Source organism: Streptomyces sp. BBFR51 (assembly GCF_044591655.1).
GTDB lineage: Bacteria > Actinomycetota > Actinomycetes > Streptomycetales > Streptomycetaceae > Streptomyces.
Genome location: NZ_CP172448.1, coordinates 2,728,908 through 2,755,905 on the forward strand (window position 1 = coordinate 2,728,908; position 26,998 = coordinate 2,755,905).

Here is a 26,998-nt window from a genome sequence, read left to right on the forward strand (position 1 = left end):
TCTTGAGTGACGGCCCTCCAGCAACAGCCCTGAGCACCAGCCCTGAGCACCAGCTAAGGAGTACGACGCGTGTCCTCTCTCTTCCCGGCCCTCTCCCCGGCCCCGTCCGGCGCCCCCGCCGGCCGGCCCGCCCTGCGGTTCGGCGAGCGCTCCCTGACGTACGCGGAACTCGCCGCCGCGGCGGGCGCCACGGCCGGGAGGATCGGCGCCGCCGACCGGGTCGCCGTCTGGGCGACCCCGGCGATGGAGACGGCCGTCGCCGTGGTGGCGGCGCTGCTGGCCGGGGTCCCCGCCGTACCGCTCAACCCGAAGTCCGGCGACAGGGAACTCGCGCACATCCTCTCCGACAGCGCGCCGTCGCTCGTCCTGGCGCCCCCGGGCGGCGAACTCCCGCCGGCCCTGGGCGCCCTGGAGCGCGTCGACGTCGACGTCCACGCCCGCGGGCCCGTCCCCGAGGACCGCGCCGAGGACGGCGACCCCGCCCTGGTCGTCTACACGTCCGGCACCACCGGACCGCCCAAGGGTGCCGTCATCCCCCGGCGGGCGCTCGCCACGACCCTGGACGCGCTCGCCGACGCGTGGCGGTGGACCGGCGAGGACGTACTGGTGCAGGGGCTGCCGCTGTTCCACGTGCACGGGCTGGTCCTCGGCATCCTCGGGCCGCTGCGGCGCGGCGGATCCGTGCGGCACCTGGGCAGGTTCTCGACCGGGGGCGCGGCGCGGGAGCTGAACGACGGCGCCACCATGCTGTTCGGGGTGCCGACGATGTACCACCGGATCGCCGAGTCGCTGCCGCAGGACCCTGAGCTGGCGAAGGCGCTCGCCGGGGCCCGGCTGCTGGTGTCCGGGTCGGCCGCGCTGCCCGTGCACGACCACGAGCGGATCGCCGCCGCCACCGGCCGGCGCGTGATCGAGCGGTACGGCATGACGGAAACGCTGATGAACACCAGCGTGCGCGCCGACGGCGAGCCGCGCGCCGGGACGGTGGGCGTGCCGCTGCCCGGCGTGGAGCTGCGGCTCGTGGAGGAGGACGGCACGCCGATCGCGGCGCTGGACGGGGAGAGCGTCGGCGAGATCCAGGTGCGCGGCCCGAACCTGTTCACCGAGTACCTCAACCGCCCGGACGCCACCGCCGCCGCCTTCACCGGGGACGGCTTCTTCCGCACCGGCGACATGGCGGTGCGCGACCCCGACGGCTATGTCCGCATCGTCGGCCGCAAGGCGACCGACCTGATCAAGAGCGGCGGCTACAAGATCGGCGCCGGCGAGATCGAGAACGCGCTGCTCGAACACCCGGGGGTGCGCGAGGCGGCGGTCACCGGGGAGCCCGACCCGGACCTCGGGGAGCGGATCGTGGCGTGGATCGTGCCGGCCGATCCCGCCTCGCCGCCCGCCCTGGACGCGCTGGCCGACCACGTCGCGGCCCGGCTCGCCCCGCACAAGCGGCCCCGCGTCGTCCGGCACCTCGAGGCGCTGCCCCGCAACGACATGGGGAAGATCATGAAGCGGGCGCTGGACCGTGGCTGAGCGCCGCTCCGCACGGGAGTTCCTCGCCCTCGTCACCGACGACTTCGCCGAACTCCCCCACCCGGGCGGCGCGTGGCGGCCCGACGGCCCCCTCGGCTGGCCCGGCTACGACGCCATGCGGGCCCGCGCCGCCGAGCGCACCGGCGAGGAGGAGTCCGTCGTCTGCGGCACCGGGCACGTCGAGGGCACGCCGGCCGTGCTGATCTCCTTCGAGTTCGGCTTCCTCGGCGGCTCGCTGGGCCGCGCCACCGGTGACCGGCTGGAGGCGGCGTACGCGTACGCGCGCGAACACCGGCTGCCCGTGGTGCCGTTGGTGGCCACCGGTGGCAGCCGGATGCAGGAGGGGATGCTCGCGCTGACCCAGCTCCAGCGCGTGGCCCGGCAGTCGGCGCTCACCCGGGCGGCCGGGCTGGCGCAGGTCGCGGTGGTGCGGGATCCGGCGACCGGGGGCGGCTGGGCGACGCTGGGCGCGGGCGCCGACGTGGTGCTGGCCGTGCCCGGCGCCCAGGTCGGTTTCGCCGGCTCCCGGGTGCGGCCGGCGGACGCCGATCCGGCGGCGTACACGGCCGAGGCGCAGGTGGCGGCGGGCAGCGCGGACGCCGTCGTACCGCCCGGGGAGCTGCGCGGGACGCTGGGGCGGTGGCTGCGGCTGCTGACGGCGCCGTCCGGCGATCCGGCGCCGGTGCCGGGGCCGCTGGGCGCGAGGGGCCTGCCGGACACCGGGTGGGACGCGGTGCGGCGGGCCCGCGCGCCCGAACGCCCGCGCGCCGGGGCGTACCTGGACGCCTACTTCACCCACCGCGTCGCCCTGTCCGGCGACCGCTGCGGCGGCACCGATCCCGACGGGATGCTCTGCGGCTTCGGCGAGCACGCGGGGCGGGCGGTCGCGTACGCCGCCCAGACCGGGACCGCGACGCGGCCCGCCGGGTACCGCACCGCCACCCGGCTCATCCACCTCGCGGACCGGCTCGGCATCCCGGTGCTGACCCTGGTGGACACGCCGGGCGCGGCCAACGACGCGGCGGCGGAACGGCAGGGGGTGGGCCCGGCGATCGCCGACCTGTTCGGCGCGGTGGCGTCGGCGGGTACGCCGGTCACCACGCTGGTGATCGGTGAGGGCGGCTCGGGCGGCGCGCTGGCGCTGGCCGCGCCCGGCAGCACCTGGGCCACCCCGGACAGCTACTTCTCGGTCATCGCGCCGGAGCAGGCGGCGGCGATCCTGAAGCGCCCGCCGACGGAGGTCGAGGCGACGGCCGGTCAACTGCGCCTGCGACCGCAGGACTTGGCCGAGCTTGGCGTGATCCGAACAAGCGATCAGTTGTTCCCTGGAACAGGTGATCGTCGCTCTGAAGAGCGCATGTGACTGCAGGGACCAACGATACTCACGGTGTGCGAGCAACGGGCTGCAGACCGTAGTCGACGCACGAGTCCCACAAGTCCCCAGTAGGGCCCGCACCTGTGGTCCCACACATGCACAGCGCAAGGAGCTGCACGATCATGAACCTTCTCACCGACATCCTCGCCGGTCTCGTCCACTTCGTCGGCTGGCTGGTCTGACGGTCCGAGAAACCCGGCGGCGCCGCCTCCCCGTCCCAGGGAGGCGGCGCCGTCCGCGTGTCACCGCACGGCCGGGGGCCTACCGCACGGCCACCGCCCGCACGATCTCCTGCGTGACCGAGCCGCCCCGGTCGTCGCGCGCCGAGGCCCGCAGCGAGACGTGCTCCGCGTCGCGCGGCACGCTCAGCGTCCCGTGCCAGGACGCCTCCCCGTCACCGCCGCGCAGCCGGACCTGGTGCCAGGTCTGCCCGCCGTCGTAGGACGCCTCCAGCTTTCCGCCGCCGAGCTTCCCCGTGTCCGGGGTGCCCGCGACGTACGCGGCGTCGAGACCGACCCGCAGCTTCTTCCCGCCGCGCACCTTCCCCGCGAGGTCGGTGTCGACGTCGAAGGAGAGGTTGATCAGCGGCAGGAAGGTCCACCGGTCGTCCGGCGTGGCCGCCGACCGGAAGGTCCACTCCGCGTGGCCCTTCGTCGCCAGTGGCCAGCGCGCCGCGTCGAGCGCGGTGTCGGTGACGAGCCCGTACGTGTGCTCGTCGGCGGGCGCGTCCGAGACGTACGCGGCGGAACTCGGCCCCTGGTCGGCCAGTTCGCCGTCCAGGTACACCGACGTGGTCTGCGTCATCCCGCTGCCCTCGCTCCACACGTCGCCGAAGCCGGTGTGGTCGGGTCCCGAGTCGCCCCAGCCGGGCGCGTTGAACTGGAGCTGGTTCCCGGAGCGCTGCTGGCCCCAGCCGAGGCCGGTGCCGAGGTAGGGATGCCACACGGGCTTGAACCAGTTCAGCTCCGCACGCCAGCCTCCCCGGTACTCGGACAGTCCGCCGCGCTCCTCCAGCGCCTCACCGGCGCTCGTCACGGTCTCGTGCCACAGCTGGCCGGGCCCGGTGGACACGTACTCGGTGCGTTCGGCGGGGTAGTCGATCCGCTCCCGGAAACCGAGGCCGATCGGGAAGGTGTCGGTGATCGAGTACCGGAACTCGCCCCCGCTCGCCGGCTCGGCGGCGTGGTACCCGGTCCGCAGCACGGCGAGGTCGCGGTGCCCCGGCTCGTAGGTGAGGTCCCGGTCGGGGACGGCGCCCCGGTGGCCCTCGGACAGGTCGTACACGTAGGGCGTGTTGCGGGTGCCGGTCATGTCGACCCGTCCGGCGTTCCGCAGCCGCCGGGCGTCGGCCGCGTCGACCGTGGCGATCTGGAGCGGCCGGTCGGCGTTGTCGTCCGTGCCCCACCAGGACATCAGCCGTCCGGGCGCGTCGTCGGTCACGAACAGCGCCTTGACGCCCGCGTCCTGCGCGGCCCGGGCGAGCGCGGCCGGTTCGGTGTCCCCGGTCAGCCGCGCGAGGACCGCCTTGCCGCGTACGCCGTCCGGGAAGGCGCCGTCCCCGACGTCCCCGGCGTCGACCAGCGGCAGCCTGCTGCGGCCCTCGGTCAGCGTGCCGCCGGACTGGACGACGGCCTCGCCGATCCCCTTGACCTCAAGGAGCGGCTTGCCGAGCCGCCACACGGTCCGGTACTCGAAGTCGCCCTCGGTGACCTTCTTCGTGGGCGCGGCGAACACGCTGTCGTACGTCATCGGTACCTGGACCGCGCCGAACAGGTCGGAGCCGCCCGCGCTGCGGTCGTACTCCATGAGGAGCTGCCGTGTCTCGGTGCGCTTCGGCACGTCGGCGCCGACCTCGCGCAGGTCGCGGCCGTCCAGGGTGATCTCGCGGTCCCGGTCGACGACGACCTCCGGGGCGGCCAGGAAGCCGAGACCGAGCGAGTCGGCGCCGTGGCTGCCGCGCACGTCGAGGAAGGACGTCAGGCTGTACGTCCCGCGCGCGAGGCGCAGCTCCAGGGTGCCGGAGTCGCCGACGTGCGCGGGGACGGGGTCGACGCCCTCGGTGAGCTGCTGGACGACCAGGTCGGCCGGGGTGGCTCCGCCGGACCGGTCCTTGACGCGCACGGTGAGCGTGTACCGCTCGTCCTCCTTGACCAGCCCGAACGCGGTGTGCGCGACGGGCGTTCCGCTCGCGTCGGCCGCCACGACTTCCCCGCCGGTGTTGCCGACGGGTGCCTTGGACCCGTCCCCGGTGACGGTGGTGGAGGCGGTGCCGTGCGCGGGCACGGTGAGGGCGGCGTCGGCGAGGGTGGCGACGCCCTCGGGGGCGCCCTGCACGGACAGCTTCAACTCGACGGCGGCGTCGGAGTCGTTGGTGTACGTGAGCGTCCTGGTGACGGGCTCGTTGGACTCGTACGGCCAGGAGTAGAAGCCCAGGTCGGCGCTGCCGGTGGCGGTGACGTCGGCGCCGACGGCGTCCGGCACGCTGACCCGGCCCGCGCCCAGCCGGTAGACCGAGGCGTCCAGTTCCTTCGACGTGGACATCAGCGCGTCCTTGAGCCGCGCGCCGCTCCAGTCGGGGTGCTCCTCGGCGAGCAGGGCGGCCACCCCGGCGATGTGCGGCGTCGCCATCGACGTACCGCTCATGGACGTGTAGTCGCCGCTGCCCTCGGTGAGCCGCGAGCGGGCGGCGAGGATGTCGACGCCGGGGGCGGACAGGTCGGGCTTGAGCGCGTTGTCGCCGGAGCGGGGCCCGGCGCTGGTGAAGTAGGCGGCCTGGTCGGCGGCGTCGACGGCCCCCACGGTCAGGGCGGCGTCGGCCGCGCCGGGCGAGCCTATGGAGGACGGGGCGCCGGTGTTCCCGGCCGCGATCACGAACAGGGCGCCGGTCTCGCGGGACAGGGTGTTGACGGCCTCGGCCATCGGGTCGGTGCCGTCGCTGGGTTCGGTCGAGCCGAGGCTCATGGAGACGACGTCGGCGTCCACGTCCCGGGCGGCCCACTCCATGCCGGCGATGATCTCGGACTCGCTGCCGAAGCCCTCGTCGTCGAGGACCTTGCCGACCGTGAGCGTGGCACCGGGTGCGACGCCCTTCTCCTTGCCGTCGGAGGCGGCACCGCTGCCGCCGACGGTGGAGGCGACGTGCGTGCCGTGCCCGTTGCGGTCGGCGACCTCCTGGCCCGCGATGAAGCTCCGGCTCTCGGCGACCCGTCCGGCCAGGTCGGGGTGGCCGGCGTCCACGCCGCTGTCCAGCACGGCCACGGTGACGCCCTTGCCGGTCAGTCCGGCCTGCCAGGCCTCGGGCGTGCCGATCTGCGCGTTGGACTCGGCCATCGCGGCGGTGACCCGGCCGTCGAGCCACACACCGTCGAGACCGGCGCCGCGGCGGGTGAATTCGCGCCAGAAATCACGCCCCTTGTCGGCCTCCACGGCGGCCCCGCGCACGCTGGGCAGCGCCCGCGTCCGCTCGGTGCCCCTCGGGGTGGCGGCCCGCGCACCCTTGTCGTACGTCACGATCAGCGGCAGCTCGCCGGTCTCCGTGTCGGCGAGCCCCTGCGCCAGCAACGCGCCGACGTCGAAGAGCCGTTCGTCGAGGCTGCCGTCGCGCAGGTACGGCACGGCCTCGTCGGGTACGACGGTGGTCCGGCCGCCAAAGCTGCGGGTGTGCACGGCACCGGTGACACCCTCGGGCCGCTCGACCGCGACGGTCTTCCGGCCGCCGCCGAGGTCGGTGACGGTCACCCGGTCGCCGGTGACGAGGGTGACGGTGCGGGCTTCGCCGCCCGTGCGGGTGGCGGCCGGGGTGCGCGCCGGGTCCGGGGGCGGCTCCTGCGCCGCCGCCGTTCCGGCCGGCAGCAGCGCGATCACGAGCCCCGCCGACAGGAGGGTCGCCCCACGTCTGACTGGTCCTGTGCTCATCCACGTCTCTCTTCGTGTCGTCGTAGAGTGCTGTGACGAGTGCTGTGAGCAGTCTCAGGGGGCTTGTGGGGCACGGGAGTTGAGTGGACGCGGCGGGTAGATGCCCTGGCGGGTTTCCGCCACTGGCAGGACCGACCCGCGCCGGAAGGCGGGACACGGCCAAGTACCGTCCGTCACAATGGTGATGCGCACGGACACGTACGGCACACGGGGAGCGAGCGGCGTCATGGACGGGTTGGTCGAGTTCAAGACGGGGGACGGCGTGCGGGTGGTCGTCGAGGGCGTCGAGGACGAGGACGGCGCGCGGCTGGTCTCGCGCGGCGACGGACCGGCCCGGGCGGCCCGCACCTTCGAGGACTCCCTGGACGGTGTACGGGCGGCGGCCGTCTCCGCCCTGCGGGTCTTCAGGGACGGCTCCCTCAGACCCGACTCGGTGGAGCTGGAGTTCGGGGTCAAGCTGAGCGCGGAGGCCGGCGCGGTCATCGCCAAGGGCTCGGCGGAGGGCCATCTGACCGTCAAGCTGAGCTGGTCACCGGACCCGTCCACGACCCGCCCCGAGCCACGGTCGCCCGCGACGCAACCCGAACCGGAGCCCTCCGCAGCGCGACCCGAGCCGCGATCGTCCACGGCGCGACCCGAGCCACGGTCGTCCGCGACGCGACCCGAGCCGCAGCCGCCCGCGACACGACCCGAACCGCAGCCGCCCGCAGCGCGACCCGAGCCACAATCGCCCCCGACACACCCCGAACCGGAGCCCTCCGCAGCGCACCCCGAGCCACGGTCGTCCACGGCGCGCCCCGAGCCACGGTCGTCCGCGACGCGACCCGAGCCGCAGCCGCCCGCGACACGACCCGAACCGCAATCGCCCCCGACACACCCCGAGCCGCAGCCGCCCGCGACACGACCCGAACCGCAGCCGCCCGCAGCGCGACCCGAGCCGCAATCGCCCCCGACACACCCCGAACCGGAGCCCTCCGCAGCGCACCCCGAGCCGCGGCCGCCCGCGACGCGTCCCGAGGCCGCGGACGTCGCCGCGCTGTCATGAGCGGTGACGCCTGGCACGCCCGCGTGGAGTGTGGCAAGGAGGTCGGCGCCGGATTCCTCGTCTCCGCCCGCCGGTTGCTCACCTGCGCCCATGTCGTCCGCTGGGCCGACCGCGCGCCGGTGACGGTGAGCTTCCCGGGGCGCCGGGACCTGGGCGAGCTGTCCGGCACGGTCGCCGTGCACGGCGGCTGGCGGGAGGGCGCCGCCGACCTCGGTGACCTGGCCGTACTGGAACTGGACCGGGATGTGCCGCTCACCCCGGCCGCCTTCGCCCGGCCCGGCACGGAGCGGACCGCTCCCGCCCCCGAGCTGATCGCCTACGGCTTCCCCAAGGGGTACGACGAGGGCATGCTCGCCTCCTACCGCGCCCTGCCGGGCCCGCTCATCTCGGACGAGTGGGTCCAGTTGGAGGCGCTCGCGGCACACGGGCAGCCACTCGCGGCCGGGTTCAGCGGCGCGGCGCTCGCGCTGGCCGACGGCACGGTCGTCGGCATGGTCACCGCCGTCGCGGGCGCCAAGGACGTGCGCGTCGGCAGGATGCTGCCCGTCGAGGTGATGGCGCGCTACTGGCCGGAGCTGGGCGAGCTGGTGCCCACGCCCGGCCACCGGGCGGACGCCCGCAGACGGCTGTACGCGCTGGTGCGCCGGGCCGAGGAGACCGGCCTGGACTGCGACCCGAACCGGCTGTACGTCTCCGCCATGGACGCGTTCGACCCGCCGCCCCCGGAAGGAGGCTTCGCCTCCCTGCGGGAAGCCGCCGCATACGTCCAGTGGGAGGTGCCGGAGCCGGCGGCCGTGGCCCGGTTCGCCGACCGGCTGGAACAGCGGCTGCACGCGCCGCCGCCGCGCCCCGCGACCTGGTCGCCCATCGTCGTGGAGATCGACCACAGCGGCGCCGGCGCCGACCAGGTCACCGTCGAGGTGTCCGCCTACCGGGACGGGCAGCGCCGCCCCGTGGGCTCGCGCCGGCTGGCCCGCGGCGCGGTGCGGGCCTTCGTGCAGGAGCGCATCGACGAGGCGTTCACCCAGCTCGACCCCGGCGCGGACGAGCTGCTCACCTTCGTACTGCCGCGCGAGTGGCTGAACGAGCCGGTGGCGCACTGGGAGTGCGGTGAGGACGACTCGACGCCGCTCGGCTGCGCCTACCCGCTCGTGGTGACCGACCGCTACCGCCACCGCAGCGGACGGCTGCGCCACCAGCTGCGCAAGAAGTGGCGCCGGCTCGGGGCCAGTCCGGGCGGCACGCTGCACCGCGTGGACTGCGGCACCCGGGAGCGGCCGGCGGGCCTGCGCAAGCGGCTGCGGGACGACGCGGAGCTGGCCGGGTTCGCCACCCCGCCCACGGCGGCGCCGGAGCACTTCGAGGTCGGCCTCAACGTCCCCGTCCCCGTACTGCTGTGGCCGCGCCGCGGCTGCCCCGGCGACGGACACGCGGGACCCGGCGGACCCGGCGGCCCCTGCTCCGGCACGGCGTTCCTCGACGAGCTGGCCGTGTCCGTGGCGGACGTACCGCCGGCCGAACTCCCCCGCCTGGTCAGGGAGCTGCGCGAGACGGCGGACGCGGCCGACGTCCCGGAGGAGCACTGGGCGCGGGACGTCCAGCTGCTGTGGGACGACCCCCGCTGCTTCGCCGAGCCCGCCGCGCTGCTCCACTCCCCCGTCGGCTGAACGCCCGCCACGCCGATGCACCGCGTCGAACCGCCCGCCGTCCCGCCCGCCGAACCGCCCGCCGTACCGATCGCTCGGAGAGAAGAACCCATGTCCCTGTGGCCCGTCTACACCGGCGCGCCGGCCCCCCACGACGGCATCACGAAGCTCCCGCCGCCCCCGCCCTGGCGGGCCTTCGACGGCGCTCCCGTGCTCGACCCGCCCGCCGAGGACGGCGACACCCCGGCCGCCTCGCCCGACCGCGCCCACCGCGCCGCGACCTACCAGGCCACCGCGGACACGGTGCAACTGGTCAACGCGGCCCTGTACCTGCGACGTCCGCTGCTGGTCACCGGACCGCCCGGCACCGGGAAGTCGTCCCTCGCCTACGCGGTCGCCCGTGAACTGCGGCTCGGCCCGGTCCTCAGGTGGAACATCACCAGCCGCAGCACGCTGGGCGACGGCCTCTACACCTACGATCCGCTCTCCCGGCTGTACGCGGCGCGCCAGGCCACGCAGCAGCCGGACGCCCCGGCGGCCGCCAGGGGCATCGAGGACCACCTGCGGCTCGGCCCGCTCGGCACCGCCCTGCTGCCCTACGCCCGCCCGCGCGCCCTGCTCATCGACGAGATCGACAAGAGCGACCTCGACCTGCCGAACGACCTGCTGCACGCCCTGGAGGAGGGTCAGTACGAGATCCCGGAACTCGTGCGGGCCTCCCGGGACACCCCCGACGGACACGCCGAGGTCCTGATCGACGGCACCGACCAGCGGGTGCCGGTGGAGCGCGGCCGGGTCCGCTGCAAGGCCTTCCCCTTCGTCGTCCTCACCAGCAACGGCGAGCGGGAGTTCCCGCCCGCCTTCCTGCGCCGCTGCGTCTCGCTGCGCCTGCGGCAGCCCGACGACGACCACCTCGCCGAGATCGTCCGCGCCCACCTGGGCGAGCCCGACGGGTACGCGCATCAGCTCATCCACCGGTTCCTGTCCCGGGTGGGCAGCGGCGAACTGGCCACCGACCAGCTGCTCAACGCCATCTACCTGGCCCGTTCCTCCGGGCTCGGCACCGACTCCCTGGACGAGCTGGCCGATCAGCTGATGCCGTACCTGGGCAGGTCCCCGCAGGCCGACGCCTTCTGATGCCCACCGACCGCCCCGGCTCGCCGGAACCGCTGCCCCGCCTGGCCGACATCCTCGGCCGGGCGGCCTCCGGCGTCCGCCCGACCCCGCTGGAGCTGGCCGAACTCCTGTGGCTGGCCGGGCAGATGGAACCCCCCGCCCAGGACCCGCCGGGCGGTCCGGCGCCCGGGACGCATCCCGCGGAGCCGACGGCGCCCACCCCCGAAGCGGCACCGGAACCGGACCGGGAACGGGACACACGGGACGACCGGCGAGACCGGGGCGGGGAGCGGCGAGACCGGGGACAGGGGCCGGGGCACCGGCCCCGCGCCGACCGGCCGGTGGACGCCCCTCCCGCGTCCGAGGCGTCCCGCACCCCGCTGCGCCTGCCGTCCCCGGCCTCCGCCCCGGGCGCCTCGGCGGCCCAGCCGCACAGCGCCCTGCTCGCGCCCGCCCCGCCGATGCTGCGCCACACGCTGGCGCTTCAGCGTTCCCTGCGGCCGCTGAAACGCCGCAGCGACGCGCCCGTGGGCCACGAGGTGGACGAGTCCGCGACCGCCGACCGCATCGCGCGCCTCGGCGTCGGCCCCGAATGGTGGCTGCCGGTACTGCGCCCCGTACGGGAGCGGTGGCTGCGTCTGCACCTGGTGCACGACGCGGGCCCCACGATGCCCGTCTGGCAGCCCTTGGTGCGCGAACTGCACGCCGCGCTCGCGCAGTCGGGCGTCTTCCGCACCGTCACCCTGCACCGCGCGGAACCCGACGGCACCGTCCGCGGCGACGGCGCCCAGGCCCCCGCCGACGGCCGTACGGTCATGCTGCTGATCAGCGACTGCATGGGGCCGCAGTGGCGCGAGGGCCCGGCCGGCACCCGGTGGTTCGGCACACTGCGCCGCTGGGCGCACCGCACGCCGCTGGCGGTCCTCCAGCCGCTGCCCGAGCAGTTGTGGCGGGACACCGCCCTGCCGCCGGTCCCGGGCCGGCTGTCGGCCCCGCACCGGGCCGCGCCCAGCGCCTCGCTCGCCTTCACGCCGTACGACGGCACCGCGCCCCCGGCCCCCGGGGCCGCCGTGCACGTCCCCGTCCTCGAGCCGGGACCCGAGTGGCTGGCGAACTGGGCCGCACTGGTGGCGAGTCCGGGCGGCGCCGCGTACCCGGGCGCGGCCGCCGCGCTGGACCGCCCGCTGCCGGCCGACGCCGACGACCGCACCGACGTCGCGCGGCTGTCCGCCGAGGAACTCGTCCTGCGTTTTCGCGCGAGCGCCTCCCCGCAGGCCTACCGCCTGGCCGGTCATCTCGCGCTCGGGCGCCCCGACCTGCCCGTGATGCGGCTGGTGCAGGCCGCGGTCGAGCCGGACCCGCGGCCCCAGCATCTGGCCGAGGTCATCCTGAGCGGACTGCTCACCACGGTCGCCGGGCCGCCCGGCTCGTACGCCTTCCGTCCCGGCGTGCGCGAGCTCCTCCTGCGCGGGCTGCCCCGCACCGCCCGCAACCGCACCCACGACCTGCTGCTGCGCACCGGCGGCCTGATCGACGAACGGGCGGGGCGCTCGCCCGGCGAGTTCCGCGCGCTGATTCCCTCCCGGGAGGGCACCGAACGGGCCGACGCGAACGAGTCGTTCGCCACGATCAGCCAGGAGAGCGCCCGGCAGCTGTCCGTGCCGGAGCGCCCCGCGGCCCCGTCGCCCTTCCCGGCCGCCCTGGGCGCGCGCTACCGGCCGACGCGCCGGCTCGCACCGACCGGCAGGTTGTGGCTGGCGGAGGGCAACGGGACGAACCGGACGGTGGCGATCCGGCTGCACGACACGGACACCGACCCCGCCTCGCGCCGGGCGTTCCTGCGGGACGCGCGCCGTCTGACACGGATCAGCCACCCGAACGTGGTGACCGTCCTTGACGCCGGCATCGAGGACGACGTGCCGTACGTCGTCATGGAGCAGCTCGACGGCATAGCGCTCAGCACCCTCGCCCGGTCGGGCGGCCGGCGGCTGCCGTTGCCGCTGACGGTGTCGGTGGGGGCACAGCTGGCACGGGCGCTCACCGCCCTGCGCCGGGCGGGCGTCGCGCACGGCGCTCTGGAGGCGTCCCGGGTGGTCCTGATGCCGGACGGCACGGTCGTGCTCAGCCTCTTCGAACCGGCTCGGGCCTCGGGCCCGGCCGGTCGCTCCGCGGACCTGAGGGGCCTGTGCGCCCTCATGCTGCACCTGACGTCGGGGGCCTCGCACCCGACCGTCCCGATCGACTCCCGCCGCCTGGACCGGCTCCCCGCCGACCTGCGCATCCACTACGCGCACGCCTTCGACCAGCTGCTGTCCACCTCGTCGGCGACACAGTCCCAGGGTCTTGAGCTGCTCGCGGACCCGCGGCTGCTCACCCGGGCAAGCGAGGCGTACGAGCCGCGCCGGTACCGCGCCCTGGGTCCGCTGCGGGTCGACCTCCCGGACGGCTCGCCCCGCCCGGCCCCGGACGTACGCGCGCTGCTCGCGATGCTGCTGCTCAAGCACGGCCGCACGGTGACGCACGAGGAGCTGCGGTGGGGGCTGTGGGACCCGGGCGACGAGCCCCGCAACCCGCGGTCCGAGGTGACCCTGCTCGCGACGCGCCTGGCGGACCTCCTGGGCCCGGGTGTCCTGGCGAAGGCGGCCCACGGTTACGCCCTGCACACCAGCGCAGACGACGTGGACCTGGTGCGCTGCGACGAGCTGGTACGGCGCGCCGACGCGGCCGGTCCCGAGGACGCGCTCACCGAGGCGCACGGCCTGGTCACCGAGGCGCTGTCGCTGTGGCGCGACGCCGAGCCCCTCGCCGACGTGCCCGGCCCCGCTGCCCGCACCGCCCGGACCCGCCTGCTGCGGCTCCGGCTCGCCCTGCACACCAAGCGCGCCGAACTCGACCTGGCACTCGGCGAGTACGACCGGGCCTCCACCGAACTGGCCGGCCTGCTGCGCGCCCACCCGCACCGGGAGGACTTCCGCCGCCTGTACCTGATCGCGCTGCGCCGCCAGGGCCGGGGCGAGGAGGCCCTGGAGGTGTACGAGGAGTACGAGCTGTCCGGGGGACGGAGTCCGGCCCTGTCGGCGCTGGGCCGGGAGCTGCGCGAGGAACACGCCGGGCCGGTGGACGACGCGCCGTGGCCGGAGTACGAGCAGCGGCGGCAGGACCCGGACGGATCCGCATCCGCCGTGTCCGCGCCGGACGAGTTGCCGGAGGGCCCCTTCGCCACCGAGGACGGCCCGTGGGTGCCCCTGCTGGAGGAGCCGGAGGAACCCTCCGAGGAGACGCGGGAGGACATGCTCGCCGGGGCCGCCGCGTGGGGAGGCCGACCGGACGACGGCGCGGACCGGGACGCCGCGCAGGCCCCGCCGTACGGGGAAGGGGCGCACGGGGGAGAGGCGCGCGAGGCGGCGGCGGAAGAGGAGGAAGAAGAAGCGGAAGAGGAGGAAGAAGAAGAGGAGGAGACGGGGGACGACCTCGACACCGACTTCCGCGGCTGCGCCCGCTACGCCTTCGCCGACGGCCCGGTGGACCGCGACGCCCGCGCGGCCCTGCACGGCGTGGTCACGGACCTGCTGGCCGACAGCGGGATGGACGGTGCCGCCCACGAACTCCTGGACGACGACGGCGGCCTGCTCGTGCTGCTGGCGCCGAGGGCGGAGGCGGCCCCGCTTCTGAGGTCGACCGTGCAGGCTCTGCCCGGGCTGCTGGCACGCCTGGGCGGCCTGCGGCTGCGGGTGGAGTTCTGGCAGGTCGAGTTCCGGCTGGACGGGACCGGAGAGCAGTCCTTCCGCGCCGACACCGAGTCGGTCGGCGCGGTCCTGGACGCCTCCCCCGCGCAGGCGGTCGTCGCCGTCTCCGACTCCCTGTACGACGACGAGGTGTGCGAGGAGGGACAGTACGGACCCGCCTTCCCGCCGGACCTCTTCCGACCGCTGCCCGACGACACCGGCTGGTACCGCCTGGTCGAGGATGCCGGGGCCCCGGCGGCGCCGGCGTCGGACGGCGGGGCCGTGAGCGGTCCGTTCCCGATGCCGCCCGACGGGCGGCTCCCCGTCCCGCGCGACGCCTCCCGGGCCGTCGTCCTGCGGCTGCCCGACGGCACGCTCGCCCTGCCGGACTCCGAACCGGTCCGGTCCGCCTCCGCCCGGTCCCGTGCGGGCTGGCAGTACTTCGAGGTCGACCTGACCGAGCACCGGCTCGAGACGGGCGTGGGCGACATCGAGGCGACCTGGCAGGTCGAGGACCCGGTGGCGGCCGTGCGCAACCGGACCACCGACCTGCGTGAGCTGGTCGCCGAGCTGACCAGGGAGCCGCTCGCCGCGTTCCGGGACGGTCGCACGTTCGATCTCGACGAGATCGAGGCGCCCGGCTACCGGGCCGTCTGGACCGTCTTCCGGCGGGGCCGCACCCCCGCTCCCGCCGCGCCCCGGCCCCGCCCCGCCGCGCACTCACCCGCGGACCTGATCGCCGGCGCCCGCTGCGTGCTCCTCGGCTTCGACGACGTGGTGGCCCGGCTGTACCGGCCCGGAGCGGAGCGCGAGGTGCTCCTGGACATCGCACGGCTCTTCGTCGAGGAGCGCGATCCCGAGGACGCGCCGGCCGGGGTGCCGCTGCCGCGGGTCACGACGGACGGATACGCCGGCACTCTCGACTTCGTCCGGGCGCTCGCCGGCCACCGGCTCGCTCCGGAGGTGCGGGTGCGGCTTGACCGGCACGAGGCGCGGGCGGCCCGCACCGCGCGGCCGGTTCCCCTGGCCGACCGGCTGGTGCAGGCGCTGCGCACCCGCGGCGTGCCCACCGCCGTGGTGACCGACCGCGCCCCCGAGCCGGTCACCGCGTACCTGCGACGACGCGGTCTGCTGGACGCCCTGCCGGGCGGCGCGCACGGCCGGGGCGCCGACCTCACCCGCCTCATGCCCGACCCGGACGTCCTCCACCGGGCGCTGGAGCGGCTCGACGCCCCCGCCGGTGACTGTGTGCTGGTCGGCTCGTCGGCCGCCGAGCAGTCCGCCGCCCGCGCGGCCGGTCTGCCGTTCATCGGCCACTGGCCCGGCGAACGGGTCCGGCGGGAGCTGACCGCGGCGGACCCCGACGCACTCCTCGTACCGGACCTGCGCCCCTTGCTGACGGCGGCCGAGAACCGCTGAGCCACCGCACCGGCCCACCGGCCGCGCCGACCGCCCACCCCCATTCAGCGGCCCCCCGCCCGGCCCCCTCCAGCGGGCGCCCGGCCCCGCCGCCGCGCACGATCGAGCCCTAGGAGGCCGGCCACCGGGCGGCCCCGCACGGTCCGCGCTCTCGGGAGGATCTGCCAATGACCGCCAGTACCGCCAGTCTGGAGCAGCTGCGCCGCTGCCACTTCGCCGTCGACCTGGGCGCGGCACGGACCCGCGTGTACGTGAAGGGTGTCGGGCTCGTCGTGGACCAGCCGTCCGCCGCGGCGATCAACACCCGCACCGGAGCGCTCATCGCGGTCGGCGAGTTCGCGGAGAAGATGACCGGCCGCACCCCCGGCTACATCCGCGTGGTGCGGCCCGTCTCCGGCGGCACGGTCGTCGACATCGAGATGGCCCAGCGCATGCTGCGGCACCTGCTCGGTGACAAGATCCGCCGCGCCCTGCGCCGCAAGCCCCGCCTGCGCGCCGCCGTGTGCACCCCGCACGACGCGGATCCGCTGTCCCAGCGGGCGGCGATCGAGACGCTGGTCGGGCTCGGCGCGCGCCGGGTGGAACTCGTCGACACGCTGATCGCGGCGGCGGTCGGCTGCGGACTGCCCGTGGAACAGCCCGAGGCGACCATGATCATGGTGTGCGGTGCGCACGCCACGCAGGTCGCGGTGCTCTCCCTCGGCTCGATCGTGACCGCCGTACGCATCCCGGTCGGCGGCGAGGCCGTGGACCACGCGATCGTGCAGCTCCTGCGCCACCAGCACGAGCTGGTGCTGCCCAGCCAGTCGGTACGTCCGCTGCAGCTCGCCCTGTCCGGCAACGGGCTGACCCCGCAGGGACCGGCGTCCACCGAGATCCACGGGCGGGACGTGGCGACCGGCCTCGCGCGCAGTGTGCGGGTCGACACCGCCACCGTGCGCAACGCCATCCAGACGCCGCTGACGGCCGTGCTCGACGGCATCGGCAAGGTGCTGCGGGACTGCCCGCCCGACCTGGTCGCGGACCTCGCCGACCGCGGGATCATGATGGTCGGCGGGAGCGCGCTGCTGCCGGGCTTCGACCAGATGCTGCGTCAGGCCACGGGCATGCCGGTGCACATCGCCGAGCGGCCCGACGTGTGCGCGGTCCAGGGGCTCGGCAGCATGCTGGAGGGCCGGGTCGAGCCGCTCGTGCTGCACCCGACGACCTCGGACGCCGGCTCCGACTCCCACTCCGACTCCGACTGATCCAGGACCCGCGTCGGGAACCGCCCGGATGACCGCACAGCCCCCGCCCCGGCTGACCCGTCTCCTCGAAGCCGTCCTGGGCGTCGGCACCGACCTCGATCTGCGCGCCGTCCTGCGGCACATCGTGGACGGCGCCGCCGAACTCACCGACGCCGGCTGCGCGGCCCTGACCGTCGCCGACCCCGGCGAGGGCGGCCTGGCCGAGATCCGCACCCCGGGCCCGGACCCCGTACCGGAGACGGCAGCGCGGCTGCGGGTGCCGATCCTGGTGCACGACGAGGAGTTCGGGGAGCTGTGGCTGGCCGGGCGGCCCGGCGCCGGCCCGTTCACGGTCGAGGACGAGCAGTTGCTGCGGGTCCTCGCCACGCAGGCCGGTATCTCGATCGGCAACGCCCGGCTGTACGAGACGGCCCGGCAGCGCGAGCGCTGGATCGAGGGCGCGGCGGCCGTCACCACCGCGCTGCTCACCGAGGAGGGCGCCGTCGACGCGCTGACGACGGTCGCCGAACGGGCCCGGCTGCTCGCCGGCGCCTCCGCGGGCGTCATCCTCCACCCGACCGCCGAGGGCGGCATGGAGATCGTGACCGCCTCGACGCCCGACGACCCGGACGGCATCGTGGGCGCGACCATCGAGCCGGGCAGCCCCGTCCTGGAGCAACTCCTCGGCGGCGAACCGGTGTTCATCGCGGACTCGGCGACCGATCCGCGCATGACGACGCACGTACGGCACCGGTTCGGGCCGAGCATGATGCTGCCCCTCCAGGCGAGCGGCCGGCTGATCGGCACCCTCGCCCTGCCCCGCCGCCGCGGGGAGCGCCCGTACACGGACCTGGAACGGCTGCTCGCGACGCAGTTCGCCTCGCAGGCCGCGCTCGCCCTGGTCCTGGCCGACGCCCGGCGCGGCAGGGAGCGGCTCGCGGTCTACGAGGACCGTGACCGCATCGCCCGGGACCTGCACGACCTGGTGGTGCAGCGGCTGTTCGCCACCGGCATGATGCTGGAGTCCACGCAGCGCAGGCCGGGTGCGCGGGACGTGCGCGACATCCTCGTACGGGCGGGGGACGAGCTGCGCTCCACGGTCCAGGAGGTCCGTACGGCGATCTTCGCGTTGCAGCAGTCCCCGGCCGACCCGCCGACCGGGCTGCGCGGCCGGGTGCTGCGCGAGACCGCGTCCGCCGCGCCGCGGCTCGGATTCCCGCCGTCCACGCATTTCAGGGGCGCCGTCGACACCCGCGTACCCGACCGGGTCGCCGATCCCCTCCTCGCCGCCCTGCGCCACGCCCTGGCCGACGCGTCCGCCCGCCCGGACGTCTCCCGCGTCGAGGTCACCGTCGACACGCCCGCCACGGCACCCGGGGACCGGGACGGGGTGCGCCTGACGGTCTTCGACGACGGCCGTACCGGCGGGGACGAGGGGCAGGGGACGACGGTCACGTGGTGGTCCCCGCTGTGAGCGGGCGGGAGGGTCACTAGGGGGCGGGAGGGGCAGGAGGGGGAAGCGTGCCGCGATGCGCGGACCGCGCCTTTACCCATCCGTGGGCCGGTCATTCCCCGCCCCGGGGTGTAGTCGCTCCGGCGACGGGCAGGTGCACGGACAGCGTTTGCGAACGCCTGTCGGAGACCGACCGACACGGACGGACAGGGCGGTGACATGACCCCAGCGGCACCACCACGCCCGGCGGGCGAGCCGGCCACCCTGGCCGTCGACGGCCGGGTGGACGCCGGCCGGGCGTTGCTCGTCCCGCGGGGTGAACTCGTCCACGGGTGCGCGGACATCCTCGCCGAGGCCCTGGCCGCGCTGCCCGCCGACGTCGACCGGGTCGACCTGGACATGGGCGACGTGGTGTTCATGGACACGGCCGGGCTGCGTTTCCTGGACCAGCTGGGCGGCTACAGCCACCGGCAGGCGGTGCCGGTGACGGTGACGAACTGGCGCGGCCAGCCGCTGCGCATCCTGGAGCTGGCGGGTCTGGACACCGCCCGCCCCCTCGGCACCACGGCCCCCCGACCGGAGCCCGCGCCCGAGCCCCCCGCGGCATCCGAGCCACCCGCGGCACCCGCGGCACCCGCGGCACCCGCCGAGCGGTTGCACGTCCTCCAGGAGGAGGTGGCCCAGTTGCGCCGGGCCATCGCCTCCCGCCCCGTCATCGACCAGGCGCGGGGCGTGCTCATGGCGCTGCACGCCTGCACGTCGGACGAGGCGTGGCACATCCTGCGGGAGGCCTCCCAGCTGTCCAACACGAAGCTGCGCGAGGTCGCCGCCGCCGTCACCGCCAGCACCGAGGGCGACGGCCCGCCGCCGCCGGCCGAGGTGCGCACGGCCCTGCGGACGGCCGTGGCCCGCCTCGGACGCTGAGCCGGCGGACGCGTCCGGTGGTGCCGGCCTCTCAGGGGGTACTCGGGCCGCGACCGCCCGGCAGGAGGAGGCACCACGATGACCGAACCGACCCCGTCCCAGGCCGAGGGCGAACGCGACGACGAGCCGGACACCCCGGACGTGCCGCACACCACTCCCTCCCAGGCGGAGGGCGAACGCGACGACGAGAACGAGAACGTCGTGGAGGAAACGGAAGGCCGGTGACCGAGGCCTTGTGAAAGCCCGGGAACGGCGTTCGGCGGACGCCGTGGGTGACGACGTCCGCCGGGTGAGAAATCGGCACCGGAGGTGCGGGGTGTCAGGCGGAGACCTTGACGGACCGCGGGCGGCGCATGATCTGGCCGGTGCGGGCGGCATGCCGCAGCAGGAGGACCGTGGGCACCAGGCACACCAGCAGTGCCAGCAGGCTGGCCTCCGGTCCGAACGTGCCCCCGGTCAGCAGCGACGAGCCGGACAGCGTGGTGTCCAGCAGGCCGTGGGGCGCCGTGTCCGAGCCGGAGAGCACGGCACCGAAGATGCCGGCATGGGTGAAGTTCCAGGCGAAGTGCAGGCCGATCGGCAGCCACAGCGAGCGGGTCACGACGTAGGCGGCGGACAGCATGACTCCGCCGGTCAGGGCGATCGAGAGCGCGCCCCACAGCGTCGCGTTGGTGTTGACCAGGTGCGTCGCGCCGAACAGCACCGAGGACACGGCCAGAGCGATCACGGTGCCGGCACGTTCCTCCATGATGCGGAACAGGACCCCGCGAAACAGTGCCTCCTCGGTGACCGCGACGCCCGCCATCATTCCGGCGGTGCCGATGAGCCCGCCGAAGGAGCCCCAGGACAGGTCCTCCCAGCCACCGAACATCCCGATCAGCAGCATCAGGCCGGTGAACGCGCCGAACCCGAGCAGTGCCCCGCGCCTCATCAGGGACCACTGCCCCGTCTTCGCGAGTTCGGAAACGGGCCGCTGCTCGACGGTGCGGCACAGCCGGCGGTAGCAGGCCACACCGGCGACCGCGAGGCCGACGCCCACCGGCAGCGCGAGGAACGGGAGGGGCGCGACCAGCTGGTTGATCCCGGCGACCGCCGCCATCACACCGATCATCGCGAGCAGGAGAACCGGGAACCGGAACGTGCGCAACCGGCGACGGCCGTCAGAAAGTCCGTCCTGCTGGGAGATGTGCTCCAAACTGCCCGTGCTGGTCATGCCGTTCGTCCCTCTCAGCCGGTTTGTCGAGGCGACTGCCTGCGACACGACTGAGATTAGGAACCGGACCGCGCGGCGACATCCCACCGGAGTGGACACTTGCCGGTAGCTCGCACGGGGGACAGGACCGTCGCCACTGTGGCGTCCGCCGCACGCAAAAAACGCCCCCGAAAACACGTTTCCCCAGGTCAGATCGATTCTGCCTGGGGTTGCTGAGTGGGGCGGGTGGGACTCGAACCCACGGCCGACGGATTATGAGTCCGCTGCTCTAACCGGCTGAGCTACCGCCCCATAGCGGCGTGTCGCGTACACGTGTGCGCGCCGTCTGCCGCAGCATAGCCGCTCATACGATCTCCTGCCTCGGATGGTCGGCCACCACGGCTGCCTTCATGACCTTGAGGACTCCGCAGCGTGCCGCGCGGTTCCCGGGCATGAAAAAGGACCCCCCAAGGGGTCCTCGTTCACCATGCTCCCCCGACTGGACTCGAACCAGTAACCTGCCGGTTAACAGCCGGCTGCTCTGCCAATTGAGCTACGGAGGACCGAGCTCCCCGGACTGGACTCGAACCAGTAACCTGCCGGTTAACAGCCGGCTGCTCTGCCAATTGAGCTACCGAGGAATGTCGGTGTCGCATCGAACGCGTCTGCCTGGGTATTCGCCAGGGGGCGCGCGCTCGCTGCGACACATACATTAGCGCAAGCAGGGGGGTGCTCCGCCAATCGGTAGTCTCCAGCACCCCGGAGCCAGTGAAGGGAAGGGTGGCCGCCATGCGTTACCGGCTCACGTTCGTCGTCGGACTAGCGGTGGGTTACGTGCTCGGCACCAAGGCCGGGCGCGAGCGATACGAGCAGTTGCGGAAGTCCGCACGGCAGGTCTCGCAGAACCCGGCCGTGCGCAACACCGCCGAGTCGGCCGCCCAGCAGGGCAGGCACTTCGCCGACAAGGCGTACCACGTGGTGAGTGACAAGGTCGGCGACCGGATGCCCGATTCGGTGGCCCACCGGGTCCGCTCGCTGCGGGAACGCGGCACGAACGGCAGTGGTCCGGACGACTGGGGCACCAGCAACACCTGAGGCTCCTGCCCGGCTCCTGCCCCCACCGGGTACGTACACCTTTCCCGGTGCGGCAGAATTTCGGGTATGGGGATAGTCGCCGGGTTGGACAGTTCGCCCGATTTCACTCGTATCGTCGTCTGCGATTCGGACACGGGTGCCGTGCTGCGCCAGGGCTACGCACCGCACCCGCTGGAGGGCCCCGAGGGCGGGGGCCGGCCCTCAGACGTCGATCCACAGGCCTGGCTGCTCTCCCTAGGGGAGGCGGCCGGCGGTGGGCTGCTCGAGGGCGTGCAGGCCATCGGCGTGTCGGCGCAGGCCAACTCGGTCGTGCCGCTGGACGCGCAGGGCAACACCGTGCGCCCGGCCATGGTGGGCGGCGACAAGCGCTCCCAGGTGGCCGCGGCCGACCTGATCGACGCCCTCGGCGGGCGTGAGGCGTGGGCGCAGGCCGTGGGCTCGGTGCCCCAGGCCGCGCAGCCGGTGACCAAGCTGCGCTGGCTGGCCCGGAGCGAACCCGAGGCCGCCGCGCGGACCGCGGTACTCCTCCAGGCCCACGACTGGCTGGTGTGGCAGCTGCTCGGGCGGCCGGTCAGGCGGACCACCGACCGGGGCGGGGCCTCCGGCACCGGCTACTGGTCCGCGGCGACCGGCGGTTACCGGCCCGACCTGGTCGAGCTGGCGCTCGGGCACCAGGTGATGCTGCCGGAGGTGATCGGCCCGGCCGAGGCGGCCGGTACGACGCCGGAGGGGCTGCTGATCTCCGCCGGGACCGGTGAGACCCAGGCCGCCGCCTTCGGGCTCGGGATCGGGCTCGGGGACGCGGTCGTGTCACTGGGCGCGTCCGGGTCCGTGATGGCCGTGCACCCCGAGGCGCTGGTCGACCAGTACGGCATGATCACCTCGCTGGCCGACGCCACCGGCATGCACCTGCCCGTCGTCACCACCCTGAACGCCGTACGGACCCTGCGCGGCGCCGCCGAACTGCTCGGCATGCCGGACCTGGAAAGCCTGTCCGAGCTGGCGATGAAGTCGACGCCCGGCTCGCACGGGCTGGTGTTCCTGCCCTACCTGGAGGGTGAGCGCACGCCGAACCTGCCGCACACCGCCGGCACGCTGGCCGGCCTGCGGCGCGAGTCGATGCGGCCGGAGCATCTGGCGCGGGCCGCGTTCGAGGGCATGCTGTGCGGTCTGGCCGACGCCCTGGACGTGCTGCGCGGCCGGGGCGTGGACGTGCGGCGGGTGTTCCTGCTGGGCGCGGCGGCCGAGCTGCCGGCGGTGCAGGCGGCGGCGCCCGCGCTGTTCGGGACGCAGGTCGTCGTACCGCAGCCGGCGGACTACGCGGCGATCGGCTCGGCCCGGCAGGCGGCCTGGGCGCTGGGCGCCTCCCAGGGCACGCTCGACCCGCGCACTCCCCCCGTCTGGCAGGGCGCGGTCGCGCAGGTGCTGGAGCCGGGCGAGGAGCTGGCGGTGGGGCAGGCCGTGCGCCAGCAGTTCGTGTCGGTGCGCGAGCAGACCCATCCGGGCGCGCTGCGCGTGTGACGCGGGGGGCCCGTACCGCTCGTAGGCCGGAATTTGCCGCGCTCTTGGGTTAATCGGTTGAGGTAACGCGGGTGGAGTGTTCGACGATAGGGGCCAAGGGCAACCAACCGCCGCCCTCGTCGCCGACTCCGAGAGACACAGCGTGCTCATACGACTCCTGCGGGCCTATCTCAGGCCCTACAAGAAACCCATCGCCCTGCTGGTGGCGCTGCAGTTCCTGCAGACCTGCGCCTCCCTCTACCTGCCGACCCTGAACGCCCACATCATCGACGAGGGCGTGGTGAAGGGTGACTCGGGCTACATCCTGAGCTACGGCGCCGTGATGATCGGCATCTCGCTGGCCCAGGTGGTGTGCAACATCGGGGCCGTCTACTACGGCGCGCGCACCGCGGCCGCCCTCGGCCGGGACGTGCGGGGTGCCGTCTTCGACCGGGTGCAGTCCTTCTCGGCGCGCGAGGTCGGCGACTTCGGCGCGCCCTCGCTGATCACCCGGACGACCAACGACGTGCAGCAGGTCCAGATGCTGGCCCTGATGACGTTCACGCTGATGGTGTCGGCGCCGATCATGTGCGTGGGCGGCATCGTGATGGCGCTCGGTCTGGACGTTCCGCTGTCCGGCGTGCTGGTCGGGGTCGTGCCGGTGCTGGCGGTCTGCGTGACGCTGATCGTGCGGAAGCTGCGCCCGCTGTTCCGGGCCATGCAGGTACGTCTCGACACGGTGAACCGGGTGCTGCGCGAGCAGATCACCGGCAACCGCGTCATCCGCGCCTTCGTGCGCGACGAGTACGAGCAGCAGCGCTTCCGGAAGGCCAACGCCGACCTCACCGAGGTGGCGCTGGGCACCGGCAACCTGCTGGCGCTGATGTTCCCGGTGGTCATGACGGTGGTGAACCTGTCGTCGATCGCGGTGGTGTGGTTCGGCGCCCACCGGATCGACAGCGGCGGGATGCAGATCGGCGACCTGACCGCGTTCCTCGCCTATCTGATGCAGATCGTCATGTCCGTGATGATGGCCACCTTCATGTTCATGATGGTGCCGCGCGCCGAGGTGTGCGCCGAGCGCATCCAGGAGGTCCTGGGGACCGAGAGCAGCGTGGTGCCCCCGGTGACGCCGGTCACGCAGCTGCGCCGGCACGGGCATCTGGAGATCCGGGGGGCGGGCTTCCGCTACCCCGGTGCGGAGGAGCCGGTGCTCCGGCACATCGAACTGGTGGCCAAGCCGGGCGAGACGACCGCCGTCATCGGCTCGACCGGCAGCGGCAAGTCGACCCTGCTGGGGCTGGTCCCGCGGCTCTTCGACGCCACCGACGGCCAGGTCCTGGTCGACGGGGTGGACGTGCGGACCGTGGACCCGAAGACGCTGGCCAAGGTCGTGAGCCTGGTCCCGCAGAAGCCGTATCTCTTCGCGGGGACCGTCGCGACCAATCTGCGCTACGGCAATCCGGACGCCACGGACGAGGAGCTGTGGCACGCGCTGAAGGTGGCACAGGCCAAGGACTTCGTCTCGGAGCTGGAGGGCGGCCTCGACGCGCCGATCTCGCAGGGCGGCACGAACGTGTCGGGTGGCCAGCGGCAGCGGCTCGCCATCGCGCGGACGCTGGTCCAGCGCCCGGAGATCTACCTCTTCGACGACTCCTTCTCCGCCCTGGACTACGCCACCGACGCGGCGCTGCGGGCCGAGCTGGGCCGGGAGACCGCCGAGGCGACGGTGGTGATCGTCGCCCAGCGGGTGGCGACCATCCGGGACGCGGACCGGATCATCGTGCTGGACGAGGGGCGGGTGGTCGGCGTGGGCCGGCACCACGAGCTGATGACGGACAACGTGACCTACCGGGAGATCGTGCTCTCCCAGCTGACGGAAGCGGAGGCTGCCTGATGGCGGGTCCTGCGGGGCGGATGATGGCCGGGGCGGGACCCGACCAGCGTTCGATGGACTTCAAGGGGTCGACCAAACGGCTCCTGGCGCAGTTCCGGCCGGAACGGGCGACCCTGTTCACGCTGCTGGCGTGCGTCGTCGTCAGCGTCGGCCTCAACGTGGTCGGACCGAAGATCCTGGGCCGGGCCACCGACCTGGTCTTCGCGGGCATCGTCGGGCGGGACATGCCTTCGGGGGCCACGAAGGAGCAGGTCCTGGACTCCATGCGGGAGCGCGGCGACGGCAATGTCGCCGACATGCTCCGCAGCACGGACTTCACCCCGGGCCAGGGCATCGACTTCGGTGCGGTCGGCGAGGTGCTGCTGCTGGCGCTGGCCACGTTCGCGGTGGCGGGACTCCTCATGGCGGTGGCCACGCGGCTGGTGAACCGGGCGGTCAACCGGACGATGTTCCGGCTGCGCGAGGACGTGCAGACGAAGCTGTCCCGGCTGCCGCTGTCGTACTTCGACAAGCGCCAGCGCGGCGAGGTGCTGTCCCGGGCGACCAACGACATCGACAACATGGGGCAGACGCTCCAGCAGTCGATGGGCCAGCTGATCAACTCGCTGCTCACCATCATCGGCGTGCTCGCCATGATGTTCTACGTCTCCTGGATCCTGGCGCTGGTCGCCCTGGTGACCGTGCCGCTGTCGTTCGTGGTGGCCACCCGCGTGGGCAAGCGGTCGCAGCCGCAGTTCGTGCAGCAGTGGCGCTCGACGGGGCAGCTGAACGCGCACATCGAGGAGATGTACACCGGGCACGCGCTGGTGAAGGTGTTCGGGCGGCAGGAGGAGTCGGCGAAGCAGTTCGCCGAGCAGAACGACGCCCTGTACGAGGCGGGGTTCAAGGCGCAGTTCAACAGCGGGATCATGCAGCCGCTGATGATGTTCGTGTCCAACCTGAACTACGTCCTCGTCGCCGTGGTGGGCGGCCTGCGGGTGGCCTCGGGCACCCTGTCCATCGGTGACGTGCAGGCCTTCATCCAGTACTCCCGGCAGTTCTCGATGCCGCTGACGCAGGTCGCGTCGATGGCGAACCTGGTGCAGTCGGGCGTCGCGTCGGCGGAGCGGATCTTCGAACTGCTGGACGCCGAGGAGCAGTCGGCGGACCCGATCCCGGGCGCCCGGCCGGAGGACCTGCTCGGGCGGGTGGAGCTGGAGCACGTGTCGTTCCGCTACGACCCTCAGAAGCCGCTGATCGAGGACCTGTCGCTGAAGGTGGAGCCGGGTCACACGGTCGCGATCGTCGGTCCGACGGGGGCGGGCAAGACGACGCTGGTCAACCTGCTGATGCGGTTCTACGAGGTCTCCGGCGGGCGGATCACCCTGGACGGCGTCGACATAGCGAAGATGTCCCGGGACGAGCTGCGGGCCGGTATCGGCATGGTGCTCCAGGACACCTGGCTGTTCGGCGGCACCATCGCGGAGAACATCGCGTACGGGGCGTCCCGGAAGGTCACCCGCGGGGAGATCGAGGAGGCCGCGCGGGCCGCGCACGCCGACCGGTTCGTACGGACGCTGCCCGACGGCTACGACACCGTGATCGACGACGAGGGCACGGGGGTGAGCGCGGGTGAGAAGCAGCTCATCACGATCGCGCGGGCGTTCCTGTCCGACCCGGTGATCCTGGTGCTCGACGAGGCGACGTCGTCCGTGGACACGCGGACCGAGGTGCTCATCCAGAAGGCGATGGCGAAGCTGGCGCACGGGCGGACGTCGTTCGTGATCGCGCACCGGCTGTCGACGATCCGGGACGCGGACACGATTCTGGTGATGGAGGACGGGGCGATCGTGGAGCAGGGGGCGCACTCGGAGCTGCTGGCTGCCGATGGTGCTTACGCGCGGTTGTACAAGGCGCAGTTCGCGCAGGCGGTGGCGGAGGTGGACTGAGGGGTTGCCCGGCGT

General features: G+C 74.0%; 16 protein-coding genes and 3 tRNA genes. 14 read left to right on the forward strand and 5 right to left on the reverse strand.

Annotated elements, in window-relative coordinates; translation table 11 throughout:
- The first annotated feature begins 69 nt into the window (after positions 1-69).
- Together ACGH7X_RS12495 and ACGH7X_RS12500 are read left to right on the forward strand one after the other, a co-directional pair.
- Complete coding sequence (locus ACGH7X_RS12495) at positions 70-1,527, forward strand: acyl-CoA synthetase (RefSeq protein ID WP_399884673.1); 1,458 nt, start codon at positions 70-72, stop codon at positions 1,525-1,527.
- On the forward strand, positions 1,520-2,890 hold the full coding sequence (locus ACGH7X_RS12500; protein WP_399884675.1) for a carboxyl transferase domain-containing protein: 1,371 nt from the start codon (positions 1,520-1,522) through the stop codon (positions 2,888-2,890). The genes ACGH7X_RS12495 and ACGH7X_RS12500 overlap by 8 nt, the downstream gene beginning before the upstream one ends.
- 273 nt (positions 2,891-3,163) lie before the next feature.
- Here the strand turns inward: ACGH7X_RS12500 and ACGH7X_RS12505 are convergent, their stop codons facing one another.
- Complete coding sequence (locus ACGH7X_RS12505) at positions 3,164-6,817, reverse strand: S8 family serine peptidase (protein WP_399884677.1); 3,654 nt, start codon at positions 6,815-6,817, stop codon at positions 3,164-3,166.
- 178 nt (positions 6,818-6,995) lie between these two features.
- Between ACGH7X_RS12505 and ACGH7X_RS12510 the strand changes: the two genes are divergently transcribed.
- The 8 genes from ACGH7X_RS12510 to ACGH7X_RS12545 all read left to right on the forward strand — a co-directional run bounded on the left by ACGH7X_RS12510 (position 6,996) and on the right by ACGH7X_RS12545 (position 19,596).
- Positions 6,996-7,862 (forward strand): CU044_2847 family protein, encoded by an 867-nt coding sequence (locus tag ACGH7X_RS12510; RefSeq protein ID WP_399884679.1) that lies wholly within the window; start codon positions 6,996-6,998, stop codon positions 7,860-7,862.
- Positions 7,859-9,529, forward strand: coding sequence for a trypsin-like peptidase domain-containing protein (locus ACGH7X_RS12515; RefSeq protein WP_399884681.1), 1,671 nt, complete (start codon positions 7,859-7,861; stop codon positions 9,527-9,529). The genes ACGH7X_RS12510 and ACGH7X_RS12515 overlap by 4 nt, the downstream gene beginning before the upstream one ends.
- 90 nt (positions 9,530-9,619) lie before the next feature.
- Positions 9,620-10,645 (forward strand): AAA family ATPase, encoded by a 1,026-nt coding sequence (locus tag ACGH7X_RS12520; RefSeq protein WP_399884683.1) that lies wholly within the window; start codon positions 9,620-9,622, stop codon positions 10,643-10,645.
- Positions 10,645-15,768 (forward strand): SAV_2336 N-terminal domain-related protein, encoded by a 5,124-nt coding sequence (locus tag ACGH7X_RS12525; protein WP_399884685.1) that lies wholly within the window; start codon positions 10,645-10,647, stop codon positions 15,766-15,768. The genes ACGH7X_RS12520 and ACGH7X_RS12525 overlap by 1 nt, the downstream gene beginning before the upstream one ends.
- Positions 15,769-15,935: 167 nt before the next feature.
- Positions 15,936-17,015, forward strand: coding sequence for a rod shape-determining protein (locus ACGH7X_RS12530; RefSeq protein ID WP_399884687.1), 1,080 nt, complete (start codon positions 15,936-15,938; stop codon positions 17,013-17,015).
- A 28-nt stretch (positions 17,016-17,043) separates the two neighbouring features.
- Positions 17,044-18,468, forward strand: coding sequence for a GAF domain-containing protein (locus ACGH7X_RS12535; RefSeq protein ID WP_399884689.1), 1,425 nt, complete (start codon positions 17,044-17,046; stop codon positions 18,466-18,468).
- 198 nt (positions 18,469-18,666) lie between these two features.
- Positions 18,667-19,371 carry an ANTAR domain-containing protein gene (locus ACGH7X_RS12540; RefSeq protein ID WP_399884691.1) on the forward strand — a complete coding sequence of 235 codons (705 nt, stop codon included), beginning with the start codon at positions 18,667-18,669 and terminating at the stop codon, positions 19,369-19,371.
- A 78-nt stretch (positions 19,372-19,449) separates the two neighbouring features.
- Complete coding sequence (locus ACGH7X_RS12545; protein WP_399884693.1) at positions 19,450-19,596, forward strand: hypothetical protein; 147 nt, start codon at positions 19,450-19,452, stop codon at positions 19,594-19,596.
- A gap of 94 nt (positions 19,597-19,690) precedes the next feature.
- Here the strand turns inward: ACGH7X_RS12545 and ACGH7X_RS12550 are convergent, their stop codons facing one another.
- From ACGH7X_RS12550 to ACGH7X_RS12565, 4 genes are all read right to left on the reverse strand, one after another.
- Positions 19,691-20,584: a lysostaphin resistance A-like protein gene (locus tag ACGH7X_RS12550; protein ID WP_399884695.1), complete on the reverse strand. Its 894-nt coding sequence runs from the start codon at positions 20,582-20,584 to the stop codon at positions 19,691-19,693.
- A 217-nt stretch (positions 20,585-20,801) separates the two neighbouring features.
- Positions 20,802-20,875, reverse strand: a tRNA-Ile gene (locus ACGH7X_RS12555).
- Positions 20,876-21,053: 178 nt separating this feature from the next.
- Positions 21,054-21,126 (reverse strand) — tRNA-Asn (locus ACGH7X_RS12560).
- A gap of 5 nt (positions 21,127-21,131) precedes the next feature.
- A tRNA-Asn gene (locus ACGH7X_RS12565) sits at positions 21,132-21,204 on the reverse strand.
- A gap of 148 nt (positions 21,205-21,352) precedes the next feature.
- On the opposite strand from ACGH7X_RS12565, the gene ACGH7X_RS12570 reads away from it, so the two are divergent.
- From ACGH7X_RS12570 to ACGH7X_RS12585, 4 genes are all read left to right on the forward strand, one after another.
- Positions 21,353-21,658 carry a YtxH domain-containing protein gene (locus ACGH7X_RS12570; protein ID WP_217166718.1) on the forward strand — a complete coding sequence of 102 codons (306 nt, stop codon included), beginning with the start codon at positions 21,353-21,355 and terminating at the stop codon, positions 21,656-21,658.
- Between the two features lie 66 nt (positions 21,659-21,724).
- A complete protein-coding gene (locus ACGH7X_RS12575; protein WP_399884697.1) occupies positions 21,725-23,179 on the forward strand; it encodes an FGGY-family carbohydrate kinase in 1,455 nt (484 codons plus the stop codon).
- 142 nt (positions 23,180-23,321) lie between these two features.
- Positions 23,322-25,055 carry an ABC transporter ATP-binding protein gene (locus ACGH7X_RS12580; RefSeq protein WP_399884699.1) on the forward strand — a complete coding sequence of 578 codons (1,734 nt, stop codon included), beginning with the start codon at positions 23,322-23,324 and terminating at the stop codon, positions 25,053-25,055.
- Positions 25,055-26,983 (forward strand): ABC transporter ATP-binding protein, encoded by a 1,929-nt coding sequence (locus tag ACGH7X_RS12585; RefSeq protein WP_399884702.1) that lies wholly within the window; start codon positions 25,055-25,057, stop codon positions 26,981-26,983. The genes ACGH7X_RS12580 and ACGH7X_RS12585 overlap by 1 nt, the downstream gene beginning before the upstream one ends.
- Positions 26,984-26,998: the final 15 nt, after the last annotated feature.